Raw genomic sequence first — 24,744 nt, 5'->3', positions numbered from 1 at the left:
CTCATGCTAAACTATCAGTTTACTTTTAATAGATTTGATAAAACGGATTGATTTACCGTAAAAGCTGTCCCATGACGAATTCCCTTCGGAAAACTCACCAAATCAGAAACATCTTCCCAGTTGACACCGTCTTTACTGCGTACAGCTCCATATTTGTGGTCACGGTATTTATCGAAATATACATAAATATATTCCCCAACTTGCAACGGAGCAGGACCTTCCGCCCAGTAATCACCTGTAATAGGCTTAGAAACAGTAGTCGGAAATCCTTTGGCTAAACTCTTCGTTGTCGTGATCCGAATATTTTTCTCAGGCGGGTTAGAATTTTCATTTTTCAAAATCATCATATATTCCCTATTGGCCTGCTCTATAATGGCGGCATCAATGACGCTAAATTCGGGATCAAAAAATAGCTTGGTTTTTGAAAAACGTTTAAAATCTTTTGTCGTCACGCTATACATACGGTGGTTTAACTCTTTTTCACTGTCACTGGTCAGTACTTCTTTATGTCTTCCGGGAATGGTAGTAGCCCAAATGATATAGTATTCTTTTGTTGCTTTGTCGTAAAAAAGCTCCGGAGCCCAAGCGTTTTTAGCCTCAGGCTCATCTACCATGACTGGTATTGCTTTTTGCTCAGTCCAATGCATAAGATCTTTAGAAGAGGCGTATCCGATAATTTTATCCCACCAACCGGTAGTCCATACCAGATGAAACGTCCCATCTGGCCCTTGGCAAATACTGGGATCGCGCATCAGTTTATCTTTTCCTACAGTTGGTGTCAAGAAAGGTTTTCCTTGATTCAATGGTTCCCATTTCAGTCCATCCAAGCTGTAAGCAAGATGTAACCCATCGGCGCCATTACCTATGAAATAAGAAAAAAGATAGACAGGAGATTGTGCCTTAACCAGGCAAGTCAATACAACGAAGAGTGTAACTAGAAATTGTTTTTTCATGTTAATATCATTATGAACAAGTATATAGTAGAAGAAGAAAACTTTAATCCAGATATAGCGCGATTTCGTCGACTATCACTCCTTCATCGAGTGCTTTTATGCGCAATATATCTTGTTGTAAATTAGTTATTTTAAATTTAATCTTTCGAATAGCCTGATTCCGCAAGACATTCTCTTTCCATTCTTCACTTCGTCCGATTGTTTTGTAAGAAATGGGCGAAGATTTTTCTTTTCCCAAAGACAGCTCAAAACGCAAATCATCTGAAGAGACAGGATGAGTAGGCAGCAAGTGGACGACAATGGTCACAGAATCGCCCTTTAATCTCGGAAGTCGATACTTGGCTTCCACGCCCAATGGGATAGCCGCTGCCTCTCCTTGATAACCTAAGCCTTCATACCCAATTGAACCCGTTAAATCTTTACCCGAAATTCGCTTAGCAGGCTGATCATCATCAGCCATCGGTGCGACCGCTTTTTCTTCAATAAGTTTATCGAAAACAGCAAGGTCTCTTGGTTTACAATCCATGATACCTTTCCATTTACCATTATTCAATGCATTGTATCGTTTACTTAAAGAAAGGATTTTATCATATGCCAAGTGACTTTTTTCCCACTCAGCTTTGCCATGGCGTGCCAATTGTGCATACAGATGCTTCTCGTTCATCTTTGCCGCTGCAACTACTGGATAAAGGACCAATTCAAAATAGGTATCCTTTCGGTCTAGCGGCACAGTGGCATCAATTGCAGTGGCAGCGTCCTGAAGATGTTTATACTGTACCAATCGCTTCTGAATCTGCTGTTCAGACCAAGGCAGATCTTTAACAATTTTATAGGCTGGATCTTTCTCCTCTGTCCGCGTATTTCCCATAAACTCAGGTTTTCGAATATGGGCCAACCGATAGTGTTCCTGCATTAACGGTACTATTTTCTTCGCCAAACGATTTCCGAATTCCCTTTGCAGAAAATGATTCATGTGCTGGTTGATGCCCATTTTTTGTACCTGTTCTATATTCCAGGCCATGTCCATCAATAGCTCAATCTGATATTCAGCAGGCTTAATATCCCCAACATTGACAATCCACATTTTCCGTACATCGTGCTGATATGCTTCACTTAGCTGCTGATAGATCAGTGCTGGGCTCATTGTCGATAGCCAGAGGTAGTCATGCGGTCTTCCCCAATACGATATATGATAATAGAGCCCATTCCCACCTTTTCTTTTCTTCTCTTGTTCATCTGGGAAATGCGTAATGTAACCATAATTATCATCACACCACATCAACGTGGTATAGTCAGGAACGTCTATACCAGCTCGGTAAACATCCAATACCTCTTTATAGGGTATAACGACTTGAGGAATCTGAGCCGGATCTGCATTGATATATTTTCTCAACAGATCCGTTTGATCCTGGAGAACCTCATTGAATGCGTTTTTATAAGCTGCAATTGTTTTAATACCCTCCATTGCTCCATCGTGTTTCCCCCGCATACCAAGTGTAAATATGTTATGGGATTGACCAAGTGTTTTCAGTCGATTTGACCAATAGTCCAGTATTTCCTGTCTATTTGTTAAATAGTTATAGGGCCCTTTGCCTACGATATCCCATTCTGTGGCACTATTTCGAGCGAGTGGTTCACAATGCGATGAGCCGATATATATTCCATATTTTTCGGCCATTTCCCGATTTCCTTGAACAAAATAAAAAGGGACTGTAACCTCATGCATCGCCGGCCAGATTGAATTGGCCCGAAGGCGTAACAATAATTCAAAAATACGGGCATAAGTTTTAGGCCCGATCGTGGACATTTTTTTTGTTTTCGTCAGATCAATTCCAGCCACTATCTTTGCTTCCGGCTCATAGATCTTACTACTCCATGGCGTTAGTCCCCAATCCTCATCGTTCAGAAATATACCCCTGAATTGTACCGAGGGAGATTGTTTATCTTCAAAGTTGGGCGATAGTGAAACGTTAGATCTTTTGCGGGGGCTTACGTCTGCCCACCAAGACCATGGAGAAACACCCAATTTTCTAGAAATTTCCATAACACCGTATGCCGTACCTCTAGCATCAGAGCCTATCACTAACAGTGTCGGCACTTTTTCAATTTGAATGACTTTCAAATAAAAAGCCTCCCATTTATCGGATATATCAGAAAGAGAAATGTGATGATCTTTTATTAATTTGCCGATTACTGGATCATTTAATTGACCAACGATAATCGCTCCGGGATAGGGATGTGCTATTCGCTTAAATGCAGATTGGCTGACTTGTTGCGCATCTGCCCCCAGAAGTTCCAATGCAGTTTCAACAACAGGATTTCCGCCACCGTAATAGATATTAGCTGCCTGATTATTTTTGATCAGATGGAAGGGCTTGCTGGCAAACAAAGGTGCTATTGCCAAACAAAAATGAATCAAGATCAATAAAAATTTCTCCATTTGAGACGGTTTATCATATTTTAACAAGCTATTTCGCTGCGGACTCAATTCGTATGATGGTCAACGAATAGGGTGGCAATTGTTGATGCTTAAGCTTTTCAACTGTTTCAGTCCGCTCTTCAGGTTTAGCAGTTTTACTCTCCAAGTTTCCAGTTAACTGTGAAACCACCGCTGTTTCAGCTTTTAAATTAAGCTTGTTCAGATCCAATTGTATATTAACCGTAACAGGTAGAATATTGACCATTTTTACAATGAGCGATTTATCTTTCGGATCTTTAACCATAGAAAATGCCACGCGCTTCTGTACATCAACGGCAGCATTAGAGTAGCTGGCTTCCATTGGAATATATTCAGTCCCATTATTACGGCCAAATAACTGCTGTACGTAATAAGACGGTGTTAAATTCACATCAGTATTGGAGAAATAAATAAGATCGGGGCGCCATTGGGTATAGTCCTCTTTGGCTAGCAGCGGCGCATAAGAAGCCATCTTAACGATATCGCCATTTCTTTCCAACGCTGTTAAATAGGCTGCTTCCGCCAGTGCCACTTCCAAAGTACTCGCCCGCCCATGAATATGCGCCGCATATTCTCCTAAATACACTTGCGATTTACTCCGGTCATATTTGTCATAAAAGTCTTGATTATGAATAAACCATCCTGGTGTCTGATAATAATGTTCGTCCATAATGGGCACGTTTAATTTATTGGCAATTTTCCAACCTTCAACATAATCTGTGCCCTCGAAAAATGGACCTGCTGTCCCGATAACTTGTATATCCGGATATTTTTCGCGAATAGCATTGTAAATCATGGTAAAACGCTCTTCAAATACATTGGATATTAGGTCTTCATTACCTACACCAATATATTTTAGATGAAATGGTTCGGGGTGCCCCGCTGCCGCACGTACTTTTCCCCATGTGCTATTTTTATCACCATTGGCCCATTCAATCAGATTTAATACTTCCTGGATATAATCATCCATATCTTCCATTGGGATACCGCACTGCTGGCCACCTAGCGGATGTCCATGTGATCCCGAATTTTGACAAGGCACACCAGCTGCGACTACCGGAACAGCATGCGCCCCGATATCTTCACAAAATTGGAAATATTCGTAATAGCCCAACCCTACAGTCTGGTGATATCCCCACATATTCCGCTGCGGCACGCGGCTTTCCAATGGCCCTACTGTACTGGACCAATGGTAGATGTTTTCGATTCCATCGCCATGTGCCAAACAGCCTCCCGGGAAACGGACAAAACGAGGATTTAACGCTGCAATTGCTTCCGCTAAATCCTTTCGTAATCCATTTTTACGCCCTTTATATGTATGCTGAGGAAATAAAGAAATCAGGTCCAGATCCAATTGTTGTAGATCTGTAAATACAAGCTCCAACACAGCATCCTTACAGGTTGAATTAGGGGTCAATGTCAATTGATATTTCTTCCAGTTTTTGCTGTCAACAGTTAAAGATTTCTCATCCAGGATCTTTCCATCTTTCGTGCTCATCCGAATTTTTAGTTGGCGCCCTTTACCGGACGTACCTCTTGCAAAAAATGAAAGACCATAGCGTTCGTTTTTATCCAGAGCAATTCCATCGTACCCTATATTTCTTAATGTACCTTCCCCCCGCAGCCTAGCATAATGTTTATTATTGGGATGAATGGGGTTTAGACTATCAATATTGAATTGTCCTGCCCCATCAATGGACCAAGCTGTTTTTTCGTTCCAATTTTTGTCCTGCCCTTGCTTATCACTCAATTTATATTCAAAATCCCTATTTTGAATCAATTCTGCATAAAGACCTCCGTCTGCCGCGTAATTAATATCCTCGAAAAATACACCCACCAACATGTCACTAATCGGCTTGGTTTGTTCTGTTTTCGGCGTCAACTTAATATCCAATGGCTTTAGGCCAGGGAAACGGGCGACATCATCAATACTTCTTTCGGACCATTGCTTTTGCTTAAGCAAAGCAAGATCATAATGTTTAATCAATTCTTTAATAACAGACCACGCAACTTTCAACTTCGTCCCATGTAAACGATCTCCAAGAAGTGAAATATGTTCGCGAGCCAACATACTGTTTTTTACAAGAGACGCCGTTGATTTATCCAAATCGTTTAATGCAACATAATAGTCTTGCCTACCCCAATTGAAAAAATCATTTGTATAAGTATGTGCATACGGACCATTATTTTCGGGGGTTAATTGCCATACACAGGTCCATCCTCCTCCTTTTCGTGGTAATAATACCGGATTTATCATTCGTTTTTCTGATCCCCAACGACCATAATCAGATTTCACAAAAGCCAAATCTGTCCCAATTGAATTCCATTTTTTACCATCCAGACTCCAGGCATATAATAGCCCGTCTCTGCCAGCATTCTTTTCTTTTGCATAAGCAAAAAAATAGGCTGAATCCGGTTCAGACGCCTTCACCCTATGCACATTAGCATTGACATTGGAAATCCAGAATAAACAAAAGAAGCAGAGCGATTTTGTAAGAAACAAATTATAGGCTCTTAATTTGAAGTTATCAGTTCTCATTGGTTATAATTAATCAGAAATATCTATAAATGTATAAATTACATTTATAAAACACAAACCTCACAATTAAAAGAAATAATCGTCACTGACATATTACGATTGTATTTTTTTAATCATCTACCACTAGGTTTTTTATTGAGTTTGGCATGGGGTCGGTTGTTGTTGATTGCCTCTCACAAGCGGTATATATGGTACAATGATATTAAATATTATGGTGTTGACTATCCTGTGGTATCATGTTCAATAATTTTCTGCTCTATTTTTTTGAAGACGGGATGCCCCCAATCTTATATGTGAGATGAGTTTTTAGGAAAAATCCCCGCTCATGTTGGAAAAATAAAAAATGTAAATTGATTCTAGCAAGAATGCTATACAAGAAGAAGCAAATAGCGCATAAAAAAGGCCGAACAAATATTGTCCGACCTTGTCATTATATCAATACAAAACTAATTGCCATCTGGTTTTACAACACTATTAATCAAACTTGGTGGCCAATACCAAGTGTTAAAATCATCTGGTTGCTGCGGATCAAAGCCTTGAAAATCGACGATATGTTCCGTAATCGGCAACTGATTCTCTTTAATTCCTGTTAACACCATTTTTGCAATTTCATAAGCCCCATAGGGGTTAAAATGAGTATTATCAGCTAAATCATGCTGTTGATTTGGGAAAGTATGGGCCGGATAATGGACAAATGCCCTTTTTGATCCCTCAACACCCAATGCTTCATAAAACATACTCGTTTTCTTATTGAGGTCTATCATAGGTACCTGGAGCTCGGCCGCGACCTTTCGTGCCGCATCTGGAAAATCTCCTAAAGTGTGTACCAAATGTCCCTGTTCATCAAATGAGCGTCTTGCTGTTGAAGTCAAGATAACGGGAATACCACCTTTCGCCCGAAATTCACGAACAAAGTAGCGTAATCGGTCGCTGTATCCTTTATAAGCACCGGCATGCTCTCCTTTTTCCTTTTGGTCATTGTGCCCAAATTCGATAAATAAATAATCGCCGGGCTTAGCAATAGAAAGAATTTTGTCCAATCTTTTTGAGGAAAGAAATGAACTTAAGGCCAATCCCGATTCAGCATGATTGGCTATCGCAATTTCCGCATCAAAAAACCGTGGAATCATTTGTCCCCACGAAGCCCAAGGTTCATCCTCTTGATTCACCACAGTAGAATTACCTGCCAAGAAAACTGTAGGAATAGCATTAATCGATTCTATACGGAGGCTTGATATACAATTTGTTTGTTGAAACTCTAAAGTCAGCTTTTCATCCCAGTCCAATTTCTGGAGTTCACGTGGCTTCTTCAATGCTACAATTCCACCAGAAGCAATCTTCGGATTTTTAATGTGTACGATAATGGTCCTATCTAACACTTTATTAGGGAGCACCACTTGATTTTCAATTTGCAACCTCCGGGATTCAGACCGTATTGTACTCATATAAGATTTGTTCTGTAAACCTTGATATCTAATCGTAATCTTATAATTCCCTTCCGGAACTTTCACAGAGAAGTAAAATGGCTTTTTGCTTAACAGCATTTTATTTTTGTGATCGATAACGACATTCTTTTCTGTCAAAAACTCGAATCCATACCCCTGAGCCTCCAGATAAGGCTGCGCTTTCTCCAACGAAATTGCAGTACTGCCTTTAGCGTTCCCAAAGCTAAATTCCCTTACTATCTGTTCGGCAAACAAAACAGGACTCCGCAACTGGAAAAAAAATCCGATCACTAAGATTAATCTCTTCATCTTTAGGTTTACAAATTAAGGACGCTCAAATATAGTTTTCCATTTCCACTCCACTACCCTGCGCTTACCTGTACCCATCATTTCACGCATCTGTCGACAGTTCAGGACAGCTAATTGAACTATTATTAGCACCTTTGATCATCATATAATAATTGGTATAATTATTCATAATTTTAGGTTTTTAATAAAAGGTTTCCTTACTCCCGTTTGGAAGCCTTTTATTTTTACGTTCAAATAGTTCAACACTTGTTTGCGCTCAATATATTATTTCCAATCTAAGGTACATTTGCCCAATCCATAGAATGTACGTCCATTCTTTTTATACATCGCGGTATATAATACCGTTAATGTACCGTCTTCTTCCTCTATCGCACCCAAGGGTGTACGGGTAGCATGATCGCCATCTTCTGCCCAAAGATGATCACTGGTCTGGATTTTCAGTCTCTTTTCCGAAGTCCAATGTATACCGTCACTAGAAAGGCTATAGCCAATTTCCTGATCTCCCATCGAATCGAAAACTGCTAAATAATGCCCCTTTTTTAGTTCCGTAACCTGCAAGTTTTCATTAAATATCGGAGATATTGGAATTGGATTATGACCTAGAGGCATACGCCTCCAAGGTCCATTGAGTGTCGTAGCCGTCGCCATTCCAAGCGGCCAATCACCTTTTGGAATATGGGTATGCCCATCATAAAACGCATACCAAGTATTACCGACTTTGTAGGGATTAAATGCTGCAACTGCCTGTTGACCTTCCCAAGGTTGACTATTCTCGTCCGGCTGTAATACAATACCCATATCAGCATAAGGCCCCGCAATACCCTTCTTACCTTGAATTACCGATTTCGCCCGCCAAATACGACCGGCATAATCAAAATCGAGGACTTCGCCTTTTTCTTTATCACCAGCACGATAAGAAACATAAAAAATATTCCATGCATTCTCCTGTTTATTGAATTCAACTGCAGTTACCCATACCTCAGAGCGAGGATTATATGGTGATCTTCCAAGAATACTTTCCACAATTGTTGACTGTCTTTGCCAATGTATTGCATCCGAACTCGTCCAATAAGCAATCCGCATGTCCTTATGAGGTCGATTGAACATCTCGTTAATAAACATGTGATAGGTTCCTTCAATCTTTACAATCTGTCCTGTTTCAAAACCAGCTTTATTCTGGCTTTTCAAAACATCAGGATGATCTTCTGTAATTACTGGTGTCGGATAGGCCGATTTGACAAATAACGTTTTTTGTGTTTGCGAGAAAGTTTTCGTATACAAACTGCTTGCCAGCATTAAAATAGCACTATAACCTATTGTTGATTTTATCATAGTTTCTGAAATTTAACATTCTACCATCAGCAAACCTGTGATTCGTTTTAACTTTTTAGACATGTTTATCATTTCCTAAAATACATTGATCTTGCTTATTCACTTTCTTTCAATGACTATTGAGTATTTTTTGAGAAAGCGAATGACTGTGTAATTATATATTTTAAAAATAAGGCCAGACAACGATTTGCCTGACCTCAAACGATAACTAATAAAAAAACTAAATCCTATTCAACTATAACATCGCACTAATGTGTTTGCTGTTTGGTTCTAAAATACCTTAGCTCTATAATATCATTTGGAATCTCCCGGCTATTCCAATGATCATGAATCACTAAAGCAGCACCAAGTGCTGTTGCTTGGGCCATAGAGGCTCCAAACACTTCACTATTTGGAAAGGCTTGGGCCAGTAGTCCCATATATATGTGATTACGACTAAAACCTCCATCCACAAATATTCGCTGTACTCCGGTTTGATTCATGACAAGCGTAGTCGCCTTCACTTGAGCCTTGACCAAATGCATCATTAGCACATGATAAGCTTCGATATAATCGCTAAAATGACTCAGATCAATTGTGGAAAATGCAGACAGTTCATCCGAAATATCCAAAGCTTGATATTTCTCTATTATGGTCCAATCCAAATCGATCTGCTTAAATTTTCCTGTAGAAATCTGGAATGCTTTAGCGATACGTTTAATTTGCTCCTCATGTTCATATCCTGCAAATAGTCGTGATGCTTTCACAGGTTTCCCCGTATAGGTCATATACAAAAGACAGTCACTGTGAAGTTCTTCTTTGGTGAGCGGATCAATATTGAACGGATTGAAAGAAATACACCAGGTTCCTGTCGAAATCAATATAAAAGGTTCGTGAAAATTCAGTAAATAGGGGATCAATGCAGACGAACTGTCGTGTAAACCGCTACCTACGAGATAACCACTGCCCGGAAATGTCGCTCTGTAAAGACGATCTCCCTGAACGATCGGAGCCATTTTATCAATAATGCCTGTATCTTCTACCCACCTATGATAATTATTCTTACTAAAATCCCATAGCGCTGTATGACAACCAATACTTGTCATATCCGAATAAGCTTGTCCTGAGATCAGATAACTCAAGTATTGTGGAAGGTGTAGCGCCCACTTCACTTCCTTAAATATAGCTGGTTTAAGTTTTGACAAGCGGTAGACCTGTAGTCCTGAATTCAGACTCCCTAGGCTTGGAGAGGAGGTTTCTAATGCGAATTTATCCTTTCCACCGTATTGTGCATAAAAAGATTCCAACAATTTTTTAGGGTATTCTTTTAAATAATTATATAATGGCGTCAAAGGCCTGCCATCTTTATCAATGTAGACAAAACTTGCTCCATATGAGGTAAAATTAATTGCTTTGATTTCAAACTCGCCTTTTCGAAACACCTCATGCAACGAATCAAAAACTGACAGACGTAAACTCTCCAAATTCTCGCAATGATCGCCATCTTCATCTACAGTTTCCAAAAAACGAGCCGACCGTTCAAATACGATTTGGTACTGCTCGTTAAAGAGAAATAATTTCTTGTTCGTCTTCCCAACGTCGAATATCGCGACTACTGGTATTGGTTTCCCCTTCATTCTTTTTTCCCTAATTACAAACCTGTAGCTACAGAATTTACTCCGCGTTCCTCGATAAGTTTACTGCGTAAATTTCCTTCATTGAATAACTGAACAGGATTTAAAGCTGCTCCACTTTTTAGTCTTGCTTCTGCAACAAGCGGTCTGACGTCGGTACGGAATGCATCCTGTAAAATTTCCTGTGCTTTCACGATATCATTTGCTTGTTGTGCCTGTTTCAATGCTTTACGATCCACCAACAAAGCCTGAGCATAAGCAATCTTAATTGCTTCAACTGACTGTAGAAGGTCTACCAATGGGTCTTTCAGATTATGCGAAGCATCAATCATCCACCCCAGTCCGCTCGCATGGTCAATACCTTTCACATCCATACCATCGATCAATTCATTAAAGATCAAAAATAGTTGATAAGGTTTGATACTACCCGCAGTCAGGTCATCGTCAGCATACTTGCTATCATTGAAATGGAATCCGCCCAATTTGCCTTCCATCAACAATAAAGAAACAATTTGTTCAATATTTGCATTTGGGAGATGGTGTCCTAAATCAACCAATGTATATGCTTTCGGTCCTAATTTGTTGGCCAACAAAAGGGATTGGCCCCAATCACCAATTGTCATGGAATAAAAATACGGTTCAAATGCTTTGTACTCTACAAAAAGTTTCCAATCTTCTGGTAAGTGTTTGTAAATCTCACTTAAACTAGACAATGTATTTTGAAAAGCCTCTCTAAAATTTAACTGCCCAGGAAAAGAAGAACCATCAGCCAGCCAAACTGTCAACGCTTTAGAACCAACTGCTTTGCCATAGTTGATTACTTCAATATTATGATCTACAGCTTGCTGACGAACTTTTGGATCGACATGGTGTAGGGAGCCAAACTTATAACTATGCTCCTGGCCTGCCTGATCTTGAAAAGTATTAGAGTTTACTGCATCAAATCCAATGTCTAATGAAGATGCCAAAGCTTTAATTTTTTCTGCATCTGAAGGGATGTCCCAAGGAATGTGCAATGAAATTGCTCCACTTGATCTGTTAAGAGCATGCAACAACCCAACATCCTCAAGCTTTTGCTCTAAAGTACCCGGTTCACCAGCACCGGAAAAACGGCCAAAACGAGTTCCACCTGTACCTAATGCCCAGCTTGGTATGGCAATTTGAAACTTTTGAAGTTTATCCAGGATTTCATCTACCTGTGCAATATCTCCCGACACATAGTCAAATGCTCTTTTATGCTTATCTTTTAATTGGTTATTGTGCTGATCTATAATTTTCTTATCTAAAATCATGATATAATGGTTATCGTGTAAAAATGTTAGGTGTCGCGCACATCTTTTCCCTTTCTGAACGCGACACCTAAGATATAAAAATTAGCGTACAAACGCCATAGCAACACCTCCGTCAACGTTCAGAACATTTCCAGTAGATTTATTCAATAATCCGCCGACAAAAGCAAAACATGCATTTGCAATGTCTTCTGGAAGGATGATCTGATTCAAAAGCGTGCGTTTTGCATAGTAAGCTGGTAATTCGGCAACCGTGATGCCATAAGCCTTAGCGCGACCTTCAGCCCATCCACCTGCCCAGATATTACTGTCTGAAATAACCGCATCTGGATTTACAACGTTCACACGTACTCCTGCAGGCCCTAATTCTGCTGCACATAAACGACTTAAATGCAATTGCGCAGCTTTTGCACTCCCGTATCCTGTATTATTGGGACCACTAACCAAGGCATTTTTACTGACGATGTTGATGATATCGCCACCGATTGCCTGGCCTTTTAAGAGTGAGGTCGCTCCTTGAGTAACTAAGAATTGGCCTTTTACCAATACATTGTACAATAAATCCCAATCTTTCTCTGTATGATCTTCGATTGTCTTGGAAATCGATAATCCCGCATTGTTGACGACAATATCGATACCACCAAATGCTAAAGCAGCATCTTTTAAGGCGTCCTTAATAGATTCCGCACTGGTTACATCAAGGATCGTAGCGATGACTGCATCTTTTCCAAATTCGGCTACAAATTCTGCTTTACTCGACTCCAAACGTTCTGTATTGATATCATTTAAGACAATAACAGCACCTTCTTGAGCCATCTTTTTGGCAATTGCTTTTCCGATACCGCCACCGCTTCCAGTGACCAAGGCAATTTTTCCAGACAAAGCTTTTGGCTTTGGCATACGTTGAAGCTTCGCTTCTTCCAGTAACCAATATTCAATATCAAACGCTTCCTGACGAGGCAAAGCAGTGTATTCACTTACGGCTTCGGCCCCTTTCATTACGTTGATCGCATTGGTATAAAATTCTGCCGCTACACGTGCCGTTTGTTTGTCTTTGGCAAAAGCAAACATACCAACACCCGGATACAAAACAATGACCGGATTTTTATCACGTACGGCTGGGCTGTTTTCATGTTTGCAGTTTTCGTAATATTGTGCATACATTTCACGGTATGCTTCAAACAATGGCGTCAATTTCGCTTTTAGCTCCTCCACGTTGTCCAAATCTTCTGATTTATCCAGATTCAACACCAACGGTTGAATTTTGGTTCTTAAGAAGTGGTCCGGGCAGCTGGTACCAAGCGGGGCCAAACGTTCTAAATCATGTGAATTGATAAATTCCAATACACGCTCATCATCCGTGAAGTGTCCGATCATGTGACGTTCACTTGAACAGAAACCTCGTAAAACAGGAGCGAGTTTGGCGGCCTGTGACGTTCTTTCCTCCTTGCTCAGGCTAGTTACTTGCTGTCCACCAAATACAGGTGCTTTTTTACCATAGTTCTGCTCAAGATATTCCGCGCAAGCTTCGATTACATCCAAGGAATTGATATAACATTCGTATGCTGTATCGCCCCAAGTAAACAAGCCATGTGAGCCCAGCATGATACCACGGATACCTGGATTTGCTTCCAAGCAGGCACGCAATTGCAGCCCAAGATCGAATCCCGGACGTTGCCAATCTACCCAGCCAATAGTTCCGCCGAACAATTCCTGCGTAATTTTTTTACCATCTTTGGCCGCAGCAATCGCAATCGCAGCATCGGGATGTAAATGATCAATATGTTTAAATGGTAAGAATCCATGTAAAGGCGTATCTATAGAAGGTGCTTTTGACGCTAAATCATAGATACAATGGTTAAATAACTCAACCATTTCATCTTCATGTTCAAGACCACGATAGACATTCTCCAAATTGCGAAGACGTTGTAAATAAAGCGCCGCAAGACCTGACTTTTTTAACGTTCCAATGTCTCCACCAGATCCTTTAATCCACATCACATCAACTTCTTCGCCCGTCAACGGATCTTTTTCCACAACTTTACAAGACGTATTACCACCGCCATAATTTGTGATTCTTAAATCTGCACCTAGAATATTTGAACGATATAACAACAAAGCTACCTCATCACCATGAAGTGCTTGAGCTTTCTGATCGTCCCATAAATAATTGACATGTTTGTACGTTTTCACTTCTTCTATATTTTGTTTTAATATTAATTTTCTAATGTTTTAGCAAATCCCACGATACAAATGGAGATGATAATTGTCACGATACCAGCTATTATGGAACGATAGGTAGGCCGATCTACACCTTTCCATTCTTTGAGTACCACACCCCAAGCATTTGATATCAAAATGATAAACGCCATATGCAATATCCAAGAACTAGCTCCATTACCCAAGCGGCTTTCGCCCATACCGTAAAAGAAAAACTGTAAATACCAAGTCGTTCCTGCTAAAGCACATAAAAGGAAATTTTTGCCTTTAGGTGCATCCGATTTCGTATAGTCCGAAAACGTTTTGTTCTTGATCAAAAGGTAAAGACACCATAGGAAATTAGTCGTAAAACCACCCCATAAAATCACAATGTAAGTGACATTATTCTGGTAAAGAAATTCACCTTGATTTGGATTAGTAGACTTCCACAATATATTTGCCACATCAGCCATGGGCTTTCCTGCTTCAATACCGAAATTGAAGCAAGCACTCAATATTCCTGAAACAATAGCCACAACTATCCCTAAACCAAAATTATAATCGGACTTGCTTTCTGAGGATAATGTGGATAAGTGTTTTTCTTTTGAAACACCAGCTTTACCACATAGATAGACACCAAGCACACAGACTAAAAGTCCAAGAAGGATACAGATACCAGATTGGGTAGTAAAAAAATAATCTATGCCATGTTTGCCCTCGGCCTTATTGAAAAAATAATAGATGCTGGGCATCAAAGAACCAAAGACCATGCTAAGCCCTAAAATAATGCTGCTACCTAACGAAACACCGAGATAGCGCACACCAAGACCATAAGTTAATCCACCAATTCCCCAAAGCAAGCCAAATAGAAACGTATAACCTAAAATAGCACTATTGGTATCCTTAATAATTTCAGTAAAATTGGGTATCGTTAACATCGCTGCTATAGGCGGCACAATAATCCACGAAAAAAGCCCCCCTAAAATCCACATGGATTCCCAGGACCATCCTTTTACTTTTTTGTACGGCACATAAAAACTTCCCGAGGCAAATCCGCCTATGAAATGAAATATAACTCCGAAAACTGCATTCATATAAACTTTATTTAGGTTCTTAGCAACTAAGATAATTCATTGGTTTTTTAGAACTGTTATGCACTGTTATGACCTTCTCGCCATGGAGGGTCAAAAACACAAACTGGGCTACCCAAAATAATGGACAGCCCAGTTTTATTTATTTAGCCTTGTATTTTTTGCAATGTAGGATTCAAGCATTCAAAAGTGTATACTTTTGCTCTGCCTCGCAATGCTTAAATCAATTCATAAGCGATAATATACCGTTAGCAATCCACGAATAACCTATTTTAGGAGGTTGATAATAGCTGCTTCCCGTTCTTTTGGAAAAACTTTTAGATCCAATAATTTACCATCCTTCAACCTCCCTTCGACCGTGGTCTGCCCTGGTGCATGCAACTTAAAATCCACATCCCAGTCTTTGGGCCATGCCGGGAAAAGGTAAATTTTATCATCCACTACCTGCAAAAGCATTTCCTGTAAGCCGATCATACCTGAACCACCCCAGTTATGATCCGGAACCCAGTCGAAGCCCGGCCCCCAAAAAGTTGGAAATCGCCGTTCCGCATTTTTGAGTTTCAGGAGAGTCAATTGCTTTGCTTCGTCGACCAATCCGAGACGTGCAGCAAAAATATTATGTTGCTTCCAGCCAATATGACTTTTGAATTTAAGCACATCGGGATCATCAGTGTAGGTATTGACTGCAATATCCATATTTGGTTTACCAATACCATAAATTCCCCAAGGATAGACGGGATAGAGCTGCGGGGATTCGGTATTGTTGATCCGGGCCCATAGCTGTGCTGGCGCCAACATCTTTTTGCCCCCGAGTTCACGCCGTGGCAAAGGTGGGATTCTGGTTAAAAACCCCTGAAAATAACTACGCGACTCAGCGTTGATATACCCCTCTGGCAATGCCAGCAATCCTTTTGTTACCTCCTGTAACGCTGCAATCGTGCTAGCCGAATTATAGGCCATTTTATAGGTCTCCGCGGAGGAGCCCGGATACAGGACAAGGTGACCTGCATCATCCAATACCTTGCTACCTCGTTGCCGTGCCCGGTATTGATAATGCTCATCAAAAAAACGTAGACAACTTTCTATCAGCGGGATATAAGTCTGAATATCGGACTTATTATAACGTTCGGTTTCTAGTATCATCATGCAGAACTCCAGCACAGTATCCCATTCGTATTCCAGCCAAGCATTGTATTCTAGGCCCTTATCGAAATCTTTTGGCCGTTTCCAATTGTATTCTGCTGGATTGGGTAAACCAAAATTTTCGATCTGCTCCGTAAAACTTGCACCGGAATGACCCCAATAAAATTTGGATCGCCATTCAGCGTTCCCTAAAAGGCGTTGGTAAAACTTAAATTGTGCGGGCATTAGATCAAAATCGCCGCTCTTCAATAATGGCCAATAGACCAAACGCTGATTCTGTGCTGTATGGGTACCTCCACCCCAGTTACGAAAATCCGGTGTAAATGTAAACGTACTGTCTATCGTAACAGGATCGTAGGTAAATAAACCACCGTTAAATTTTGTTGGATAGTCCCCATAAGCATTACAAGCCAGCATAAATCGAAACAACTGATAGTTTCTGCCAACTTGCCAAGCTTCATTATTAGGGTCTTTTAAGCCTGGCTGGATGACGATATGACTTCTATCCCAAAAGGATTTCCACCAGGATTCTGTCGCTCGTTTGAGCGATACAAAGGTAGGTTTGGGCGTAGCCAGATCCTCCAGTGCTGTTTTCCAGTGTTGCAAGTCTGCTTGTTGCCCTACATGCAACGTCACTTGAAGCGCATGATTGGTCTTTGCCGCTTTACTTTTGAGTATCCAAGATTGGTATGGGGTATTCATATACGTCCCTGCACGCTGGCCGACGTATTCAAAATCCTCACCTTTTAAAAGACCGCCTGAAATTCGGTTTTTCAAGGGATTATATAACGAATCTTTGATGGTTGTCAGGCCTTGTTGATCGACGACAAGGTCAAACGCTGTAGTCGCTTGATTTTGATGATAGAAAATAATATTGTTTGCTTCTGCCACAATCTGATCTTTATGCGTCACCACTGGTTTTGGCGGTGCCCACTTCCAAGAATTCGCATTATTTTCCTTCTTCTTAGGAAACAGATCCTGAAAACGCCAGCTCTCGTAAGCTGCTTCCACCTTGATCTTCCGATTGGCACTTACTTCGAGATATACATTGGGATTAAACACATCTATCCAAACCAGTACTTCGGCCTTGACGCCTTTGCTTTCGCCCTTCAGGACAATATGACCTTTATCCAACTGCAATTCTTGCTGGAATTTTCCATCGGCAAAGGGGTTGGGATATAGATGGAGGCGGATGCGACCGAGCTTCAACAAGGTATTGTTCTCGTCAAATGCACCTGTCTTCCCCAAGTACAAAAGTAATTCGCCATTCTCCACCCAAACGTTCAAACCAATATCTCCACCACCTACAGGCATGGATTCAGATGAATTTTTGCTCTGTGTGGTCCAAGATACATTGTAATCCTTCCAATTGAACTCTTGAGCCTCAATTGGGCTTAACAAAACAACTATTAAAACTAGAATGCCTATAATACGTTTTTCAATCATCATTTCTGTTTACCAATCGTCTGTACGAAAAGAACTTAAGGGCAGGCCGTTGGCCCCGAACACATCTCCGACAACGAAATCTTTAAATGCATAACGAACAGCCACCGGCTCCTCAACTTTGAGCGACGCTACAACAATGGTCTTTCCTTTCAAAACAGCATCCGCAGGATAAAAAACCTGATCTTTACCCGCTATTTCAAAAGTCTTTATTTCTTTACCATATGAAGTCAGCCCCAGCGGTGCATCCTTAAAAGAGAGTACTGCGGTACTGCCTTTAATTTCCAACTTTTCATAAACAGGACTTTCTAGATTTAGTGAAGCAAAACCGTAGCTATCGTGCAGTGCAAGGTAGGCCAGTCGCTCACCACTTTGTTGTTTATGCGATGGATGGATGCAATTTTGTTCACCCAAATCCAGGGTAACCGCCATAGCGGAATGCGGGATTTTATCCAAAGATTTACGTTGTGCGTCGCGTAGATAGGCAGAATTGTATTTCCCCCCTATGTGATAAGGCGGCAATGAAGCGTAATCAAATGGTGCAATTTGCATAAAATAAAACGGAAGTTCATGATTTCCCCATAGCGCACGGAATTTTTCGACCATTCTTGGAAAGAGGATCTCATACTGATCCGGACGTTCGTAATTGGACTCACCTTGGTACCAAATGATACCACGAATACCGTAACCGGCAATGGGATGAATCATACCATTGTATAACATGGTCGGCACGCGGTTTTTATCTTTCAAGCCTTCCTCTTGTTTTGGGATCTGTATATCTTTCTGATCCGCCAGCCAAGATGCCTCCATCCAGGCTTCGATGTTTGAACCGCCATAGCTGCTATGAATCAAACCGACTGGCACACCCAAGGTTTTGCGCAATTGTCGACCGAAATAATAGGCCGTTGCACTAAAACTGACAACAGACTGTGGCTCTGCTTTTCTCCAAACACTTGGTTTGCTATCCGATGCAGGCTGCAACAAAGGATTGCGGGGAACGGTATAGATACGCAATTGATCGTCTTTGGAATTCATCATTGCTTCTGTACTGCCGAGGATGGGTTGCCCAGGATAGCCTTTCAAAGGCATTTCCATATTCGACTGACCTGAACATAACCAAACTTCGCCAATTAGAATATCGTGCAGTTCAATCACATTTTTTTCTGAGACCTTGATCTGATAAGCTCCACCTGCTGCTGGTGTTTGCACTACAATTTTCCATTGGCCAAGCTTGTCCACTTTCGCTTGATATTTCTGCCCATTCCAGGAGGTCTGTAAGGTTACTGTTGCCTGTGGGTCTGCCCAGCCCCAGACAGGGACTTTACTTTGTTGCTGCAGCACCATCCCATCGGTAAAGAGAGCCGATAAACGTACTTTCGCCTGGCTACTCAATTGGGCCAACAGTAACACGATCGCAAAAAAACAAGTTTTCATCGTCATAAATTTATCGCTTTAAAAAACTGGCATCCAAACGCTCATATCACCAAATGTACGGTTTCCCCAAGCAAAATAGGGTACTAAACGCACTGGAACAGTCTCCTGCTTTCCATCAGATGTTTTCCTGTACAGCGAATTCCATTTCGTGCTGTTTGTCCGATAGGCATTTCCCTCCAACAGGACAATATCCTGGCCAAGTATATTTTCATGCCTTGGCGCGAACTGTTCGCCCTGTTTCATTTTCAGATCAAAGATATTGACATCCGCAGCTACATCCTGCTTTTCCAGACAGTAAACCACAGGGCCCCGCATGACCGCAACCTGGTTACGCGTTTCTTCAACCAATGGATTTGATTCCATCAAAGAAACATCCATGGGCAACCTAATTTCAATGCGGTCCCCTTTTTTAAGTGATCCTGCTAAAAGGGCATAGCCTTTCTCGATCGGTACTTCTACTTTTACCTTATTTTTCCATATTTCTGCCTTTCCAGCCCAACCTGGTATCCGAAGTTTCAAGGTGTAGTTGGAAGGGAATTCTTTCAAGATAAAGCTGGCGGATCCTTCCCAAGGATAGTTGGACTCTTGTACAATGTTGATATGTTTGCCCTGGTATCTTGTATTCAATGCATTTCCGCCGTACAGGTTGACAGCAACAGCATCTGCTGATAGGCCGTAAGCATAGTTGGCAACTTCTGCAATAGTACGAACGATATTGGGTGGACAGCAATTAGATAACGAGATATAAGGAACCCGCTTTTTAGACCAGCGCTGCTGGAATGGAAGATCGGATGAATAACTCAAAGGGTTGGTATACAAAAATTTGTCGCCATCCAAACTGATTCCCGAAAGCACACTATTATAGAGTGCCAGCTCCAATACATCGATGTATTTTGCTTCGCCCGTGAAATTAGCCATGCGCCAATTCCACAACATATTGCCAATATTTGCACAGCTCTCATTATGCGCAGTTAAGTTGGGTAATTGATAATCCCGCCCAAATGCCTGATGGATTTTCTGTACCTCACTGGGATTATAGGAAGTTCCGTCGGGTGAGGTACCATCATACAGCGATCCCAGACCACCGGTAATGTACATCTTATGCTTAGTGACGTCAGCCCAAATTTCAAAAAGGCGGTTGCTCAATGTGGTATCTGCAATCTCGGCACATAAGTCGGCAACTCCTGCATAGAGGTAGCTTGCCCGTACGGCATGTCCCGTGGCTTTATGCTGCTTGCGGAATGGGATACGGTCCTGATTGTCGTCAGTACCATCCTCAATCTCACCTTTAATATCGATCAAGTGCTTGGCAAGTTCAAGGTATTTTTGGTCTTTGGTCGTCCGATAAAGTTCTACAGTACCCATATAATGAGAGGGACAGATTGCGTTTCGGGCCAAGGTCGGATTGGATTTTTTATAAAATCCATACAGGTAGTCAGCTGCTTTGATTGCGATATCCAACAACTCGCGTTGTCCGGTCGCCCGATAATGTATACATCCTGCAGTCATCAAATGCCCGATATTATAGGATTCAAAGCTCAGCCGATCTTGAAACTCAATATTTTGTCCCGATCGCTGCTGGTCAATTGTCGCCTTGGTATAAATATAGCCATCGGCACGTTGCGCTTTGCGGATAACGGGAATAACTTCATCCAGCATGTGAAGCAGCTTTTTATCTTTTGTCTGTGCATAAATTGCGCAGACAGCTTCCAATGTTTTGTAAAAATCGCCGTCATGAAAGGATGGCCCTGTATGTTCTCCTTTCTCCAAGCCGGCCGCAATTTCGAAATTCCGATAGGCGTGACTGATGGAAGCATCTGTATAAACGTGCCAGAGTTGTGGCACCATCTGCTCATAGCATGACTTTGTACGATCGGCCCAAAAACCTTTGGTCCATTGCACATCCCCCATATCGACCGCTTGCTGAACGGCATACGGGCTTGCACCGGTATTTGTAATAGACTTTTCCTGGGCCTGGACCTGCCAGCCCGTAGCGAAGAAGAGACCCAGGATCATTAGTTTGTGCTTCGTATTCATGATTTCTTTATTTTGCATCTAGCCATAGTAATTCAACTTTCCCCTGCAAGCCCGAAGGCAGCAAGCCTTTCAGAAACTTGTCCGATGCCGTCGTTTTTATTTTCTTTTCTGCAGCGGGCTTTTCTTTTTCGTACAGCAAGCGATTGCCCCAGGTGTTGTACACTTTCACCCTGATCTTGTTATCACCTTGCCGTATAAAATCAGTCACATCGATCTGATAAGGTTTGGTCCAGACAACACCAGCATACTGTTCATTGACAAGAATTTCAGCCATGGATTCGATCTCCGAAAATTCCAAATAAGCACGCTGTTTTTCACCAATCTCTTGAACACGTAACGTTGTCTCATAGCTTCCAGAGCCAGCATGGTATTTAGTTTCATTGTCTGTACTGCTTGTCCAAAACTGAGGTTCCTGCTGTTTAAGCGTTTGTTTTTTGTGCAGGCCATCAGCAGTAAATGACCAAGGTTCTATCAAGGCTGTTTTCCTGGATAACTGATAGGTTGGTACATCGATCTTTTTATCAGTGGTCAACACAAAGCCGGATTGATAAGCATCAAACGGTAAGTCAACAACTGTCCTATCGTTGATCATTTTAAACGGTAAAACCGTCAGCTTGTCGCTCACAGCATCATAACGGTAGGCATAGCTGTCTTTTGTCCGTAAAGATAACGTTGCCTTTTGCGGTAAGCTATCTTGATTAGCTACAAAAAACAAATGACCACCATCGAAACGGCGATGGTTCCAGGAGATATGCGGATTGTCCCCTTCATTGATCAGCACATCCGGAGCAATATTTAGTGGACTAAAATCCTTCGCTTGATAATGTCCAACAAGCACCCGTCCTTTGCCCAGTTGTTTAACTTTTAACGTTGTATTTGTGAATGGCGCTAGGTTACTGAATAATTCCTCAAGCAAACTGCGATACTGTTGTACTTTTTCATCCGTCAATTTGCCCCGCCAGGTATGTGGGATATCTTGGAAGAGTATCGTAGCCCCCGCATGAACAAGGCCGCACAAGCGTTCCAGGGTCCGTAAGGAATATTGACTACCATTCGGATTTAACGCAGTTTTACCCGGCATCACCAGAATCGAATAAGCAATATGGTTCGCAAAAACCACCTTACCGTCCTGCACCCTCGTCTGGTTCCAAAGCGCATCGGGATTGAAGGAATCGTAAGCATAGCCTCGTAGCGGATCGACCCAATCTTCGGGTCTATACATATTAGCTCCAGTGGTCACCCCCGCAACTTTCTGCAGAGGTAAGCCGACATTGGCCAACAGCGAATCTGCCCGATGTACACGCGCATCACCGATAATACCAGGCAGCACATCGACTAAAGTACTTGGGAGTACAGATCTTCTAGGAATCTCTTCACCAATAAACACAGCTACATCACGTACGGGTACCCCGTGTTGTAAAAGCTGCTGTGCCCGGATTGCATAATTCAACCATTCTTTACCGGGTTTCCACCAGGTTTGATCGCGCTGAAAATAGGTTCCAATACCATCCATGGTCATACCAGGTTTGCGGTCCATCCAGGGATTATGCACATACACATGGTAGACTAGATTGTTGATTCCCAAGGCATAATTTCTATCCTGAAGACTTTTTAGGAGTCGTGGATGTTCGTCCCATTGGGCCCGAATCTGGGTAAAGGCTTCGGACATAGTCACCTGTTTGCCATAAATATGGCTGCCTGAAACGGCATCCAGGATATCCGCAGGTTTGTCGTGTGAAGGGCTTCTAAACCAAAATTCGCCCATCGGACGATCGGTAGAAGCAAAATGGGCCAGCCCGTCACCGACCATCACCGGAGCCGTGGCTTCGGCCGTAAATTCGACACCGTATTCATCCGCCTTCTGACGTAATGTCGCATAGCCTTTCTCCTGCAACAGCTCACTGATGGTCTGTCTGTAATCTTGCAAAAAGGCTTCGGAATCTTCTACACTATTGACAAAACAACCCGCCAAAACAGGAAGATAGTCGGTCAGGTCATAACCTCGACGTTTCAAAAACTCGTTTGGAAAACTTCGGGTCCAGTTTTGACTGCCACATTCCCAAGAATCAATATGAAATACCGTGAGGACTTCTTTAGACAACTGTGGATCTACGTATTTCTTTGCTGCCCCAAACCACTGGTCAAATTGAAAAGCGACAGTAGCCGCATCGAGTTTATCACACTCTAAGCCTTTACCAGCACCTGCAGTTTCATTTTTATGTCCTGTAGAGGTATGCCCAACACGCAATATTTTCCATTTTCCTGCCGGCAATGTGAGGTCAACACGACCTGCCCTGTCGGGGTTCGGTAGACGGATAAGCTGTTGCTGTCCGACAATAGCGTCTTTGGCAACGGCGCTTGGTTCAGAGTTTTTTCCAACACGCCAGATTTCACCAGTCTTTCCTTCGATCTGATTGACCTGCGCTTCTTCAAACAGACTGATGCCGTTTAATTTTAGCGAAGGTTTCCATTTACCGGAATCAAGGTCTTCGGCTCCGGGTTCACTACCGACAGGATCGTAGACAAAACGAAAATATTTCGCTTTGGTATACGGAATCAGGTGGGTGACGCCATTGTCCCAGTCCAACCAGCCCATTCTGGGGGATTCTAATTGTGTAACCTTCCGAAAATTTAGGCCATCATCGCTAGCCCAAACTTGCAAACGGTTCGCTTGGTAGTTGGATGCTGTCCATTCAATTTTCAATGAATTGCAAGGGAAGGGCTGATCAAATGCATACTGTATCCAACCGGACGCAGCTGTTGCAAAATTTTGTTTATTCCCTCTTTCAGCCAATCGTTTTAGATCTTCGCCATAGCTATTGGATACGTGGACCTTCTCCGTAAAGCTTTTTCGCGGCGAATGTGTCAATGGTATCGCAAATAAGGCAATATCCTCGTAATAGCCTTGTTGGGTTTGTGGTTGTGGCAATTGAACATTGTGCAGCCGCTCGCCCTTGCTATCGATTACGGTATCGGCATGCACGACTTTCTGCATCGACTTCTCGGGACTGATCCATGGTCCCCCCGCGGTTGCAAATCCATCGTTTGGCAGCAAAGCTATTTTTACCCCGTATTTTTTTGCTTCATGGACGATATATTTGAACATATCCCACCATGCTGGTGTCAACGTCTCTGTCGGCGGATCGAAAAGAGGCGGATTGGTTTTGCCCTTGATCGGTGCTAGATAGGCTCCTGCGATCTTATTTTCAGCCATCGCTTTTAGATCCGCAGTAATCCCTTCCTTGGAATAGCTGGCATGCATAAAGTACCAAAATACCCAAGGTTTTGCCTGTTCAAATGAATGTTGATCCAAAGGAACTAATGCCGTTGGAATACCTTTAATCTGTGCATTACCGCTCAAACAGCCAAAAAGCAGACTTGTCCCTAATAGCAACTTAATCCTCGTCATATCTTATCTTGTTCTTTAAAGCTATCCAAAAGGTTGGACAGCTTATTTCT

13 protein-coding genes are annotated in these 24,744 nt (G+C 41.9%); all 13 read right to left on the bottom strand.

Annotated features, from left to right (window positions below; genetic code table 11):
- Positions 1–14 precede the first annotated feature (14 nt).
- The 13 genes from B4G94_RS22360 to B4G94_RS22300 all read right to left on the bottom strand — a co-directional run bounded on the left by B4G94_RS22360 (position 15) and on the right by B4G94_RS22300 (position 24,694).
- Positions 15–953 (bottom strand): glycoside hydrolase family 43 protein, encoded by a 939-nt coding sequence (locus B4G94_RS22360; RefSeq protein WP_286862071.1) that lies wholly within the window; start codon positions 951–953, stop codon positions 15–17.
- 43 nt (positions 954–996) lie between these two features.
- Positions 997–3,393, bottom strand: a complete 2,397-nt coding sequence (locus B4G94_RS22355) for a glycosyl hydrolase 115 family protein (protein WP_286862069.1) — start codon at positions 3,391–3,393, stop codon at positions 997–999.
- A gap of 28 nt (positions 3,394–3,421) precedes the next feature.
- Complete coding sequence (locus B4G94_RS22350; protein ID WP_286862068.1) at positions 3,422–5,950, bottom strand: alpha-L-arabinofuranosidase C-terminal domain-containing protein; 2,529 nt, start codon at positions 5,948–5,950, stop codon at positions 3,422–3,424.
- Between the two features lie 446 nt (positions 5,951–6,396).
- Positions 6,397–7,704: a rhamnogalacturonan acetylesterase gene (locus B4G94_RS22345; protein WP_286862066.1), complete on the bottom strand. Its 1,308-nt coding sequence runs from the start codon at positions 7,702–7,704 to the stop codon at positions 6,397–6,399.
- A gap of 264 nt (positions 7,705–7,968) precedes the next feature.
- Positions 7,969–9,036, bottom strand: coding sequence for a hypothetical protein (locus tag B4G94_RS22340; RefSeq protein ID WP_286862064.1), 1,068 nt, complete (start codon positions 9,034–9,036; stop codon positions 7,969–7,971).
- Positions 9,037–9,284: 248 nt separating this feature from the next.
- The gene (locus B4G94_RS22335) at positions 9,285–10,652 is read right to left on the bottom strand and encodes an FGGY-family carbohydrate kinase (RefSeq protein ID WP_108634927.1); all 1,368 of its coding nucleotides are present in this window, start codon (positions 10,650–10,652) and stop codon (positions 9,285–9,287) included.
- A gap of 14 nt (positions 10,653–10,666) precedes the next feature.
- Positions 10,667–11,941, bottom strand: coding sequence for a TIM barrel protein (locus B4G94_RS22330; protein WP_286862061.1), 1,275 nt, complete (start codon positions 11,939–11,941; stop codon positions 10,667–10,669).
- 81 nt (positions 11,942–12,022) lie between these two features.
- The gene (locus tag B4G94_RS22325) at positions 12,023–14,131 is read right to left on the bottom strand and encodes a bifunctional aldolase/short-chain dehydrogenase (protein WP_286862059.1); all 2,109 of its coding nucleotides are present in this window, start codon (positions 14,129–14,131) and stop codon (positions 12,023–12,025) included.
- A 23-nt stretch (positions 14,132–14,154) separates the two neighbouring features.
- Positions 14,155–15,231, bottom strand: a complete 1,077-nt coding sequence (gene rhaT, locus B4G94_RS22320) for an L-rhamnose/proton symporter RhaT (RefSeq protein ID WP_286862057.1) — start codon at positions 15,229–15,231, stop codon at positions 14,155–14,157.
- A gap of 264 nt (positions 15,232–15,495) precedes the next feature.
- The gene (locus tag B4G94_RS22315; protein ID WP_286862055.1) at positions 15,496–17,820 is read right to left on the bottom strand and encodes a DUF5703 domain-containing protein; all 2,325 of its coding nucleotides are present in this window, start codon (positions 17,818–17,820) and stop codon (positions 15,496–15,498) included.
- A 6-nt stretch (positions 17,821–17,826) separates the two neighbouring features.
- Positions 17,827–19,248 (bottom strand): sialate O-acetylesterase, encoded by a 1,422-nt coding sequence (locus B4G94_RS22310; RefSeq protein WP_286862053.1) that lies wholly within the window; start codon positions 19,246–19,248, stop codon positions 17,827–17,829.
- An 18-nt stretch (positions 19,249–19,266) separates the two neighbouring features.
- A complete protein-coding gene (locus B4G94_RS22305; RefSeq protein ID WP_286862052.1) occupies positions 19,267–21,285 on the bottom strand; it encodes an aceric acid hydrolase in 2,019 nt (672 codons plus the stop codon).
- A 7-nt stretch (positions 21,286–21,292) separates the two neighbouring features.
- Entirely contained in the window at positions 21,293–24,694 is a 3,402-nt protein-coding gene (locus B4G94_RS22300) for a glycosyl hydrolase (RefSeq protein WP_286862050.1), read from the bottom strand.
- Positions 24,695–24,744: the final 50 nt, after the last annotated feature.

The organism is Sphingobacterium sp. UBA7625 (genome assembly GCF_002484085.1).
Taxonomy (GTDB): Bacteria; Bacteroidota; Bacteroidia; order Sphingobacteriales; family Sphingobacteriaceae; genus Sphingobacterium; species Sphingobacterium athyrii.
Note: the sequence above shows the minus strand (reverse complement) of the source record. Positions and strands in the feature narration are given on the sequence as shown.

Bases quoted from the DNA above. Each gene is read 5' to 3' on its own strand.
- B4G94_RS22315 (WP_286862055.1), bottom strand. From the start codon at position 17,820: ATGATGATTGAAAAACGTATTATAGGCATTCTAGTTTTAATAGTTGTT.
- B4G94_RS22350 (WP_286862068.1), bottom strand. From the start codon at position 5,950: ATGAGAACTGATAACTTCAAATTAAGAGCCTATAATTTGTTTCTTACA.
- B4G94_RS22345 (WP_286862066.1), bottom strand. From the start codon at position 7,704: ATGAAGAGATTAATCTTAGTGATCGGATTTTTTTTCCAGTTGCGGAGT.
- B4G94_RS22330 (WP_286862061.1), bottom strand. From the start codon at position 11,941: ATGATTTTAGATAAGAAAATTATAGATCAGCACAATAACCAATTAAAA.
- B4G94_RS22340 (WP_286862064.1), bottom strand. From the start codon at position 9,036: ATGATAAAATCAACAATAGGTTATAGTGCTATTTTAATGCTGGCAAGC.
- B4G94_RS22300 (WP_286862050.1), bottom strand. From the start codon at position 24,694: ATGACGAGGATTAAGTTGCTATTAGGGACAAGTCTGCTTTTTGGCTGT.
- B4G94_RS22310 (WP_286862053.1), bottom strand. From the start codon at position 19,248: ATGAAAACTTGTTTTTTTGCGATCGTGTTACTGTTGGCCCAATTGAGT.
- B4G94_RS22360 (WP_286862071.1), bottom strand. From the start codon at position 953: ATGAAAAAACAATTTCTAGTTACACTCTTCGTTGTATTGACTTGCCTG.
- B4G94_RS22355 (WP_286862069.1), bottom strand. From the start codon at position 3,393: ATGGAGAAATTTTTATTGATCTTGATTCATTTTTGTTTGGCAATAGCA.
- B4G94_RS22305 (WP_286862052.1), bottom strand. From the start codon at position 21,285: ATGAATACGAAGCACAAACTAATGATCCTGGGTCTCTTCTTCGCTACG.
- rhaT (WP_286862057.1), bottom strand. From the start codon at position 15,231: ATGAATGCAGTTTTCGGAGTTATATTTCATTTCATAGGCGGATTTGCC.
- B4G94_RS22335 (WP_108634927.1), bottom strand. From the start codon at position 10,652: ATGAAGGGGAAACCAATACCAGTAGTCGCGATATTCGACGTTGGGAAG.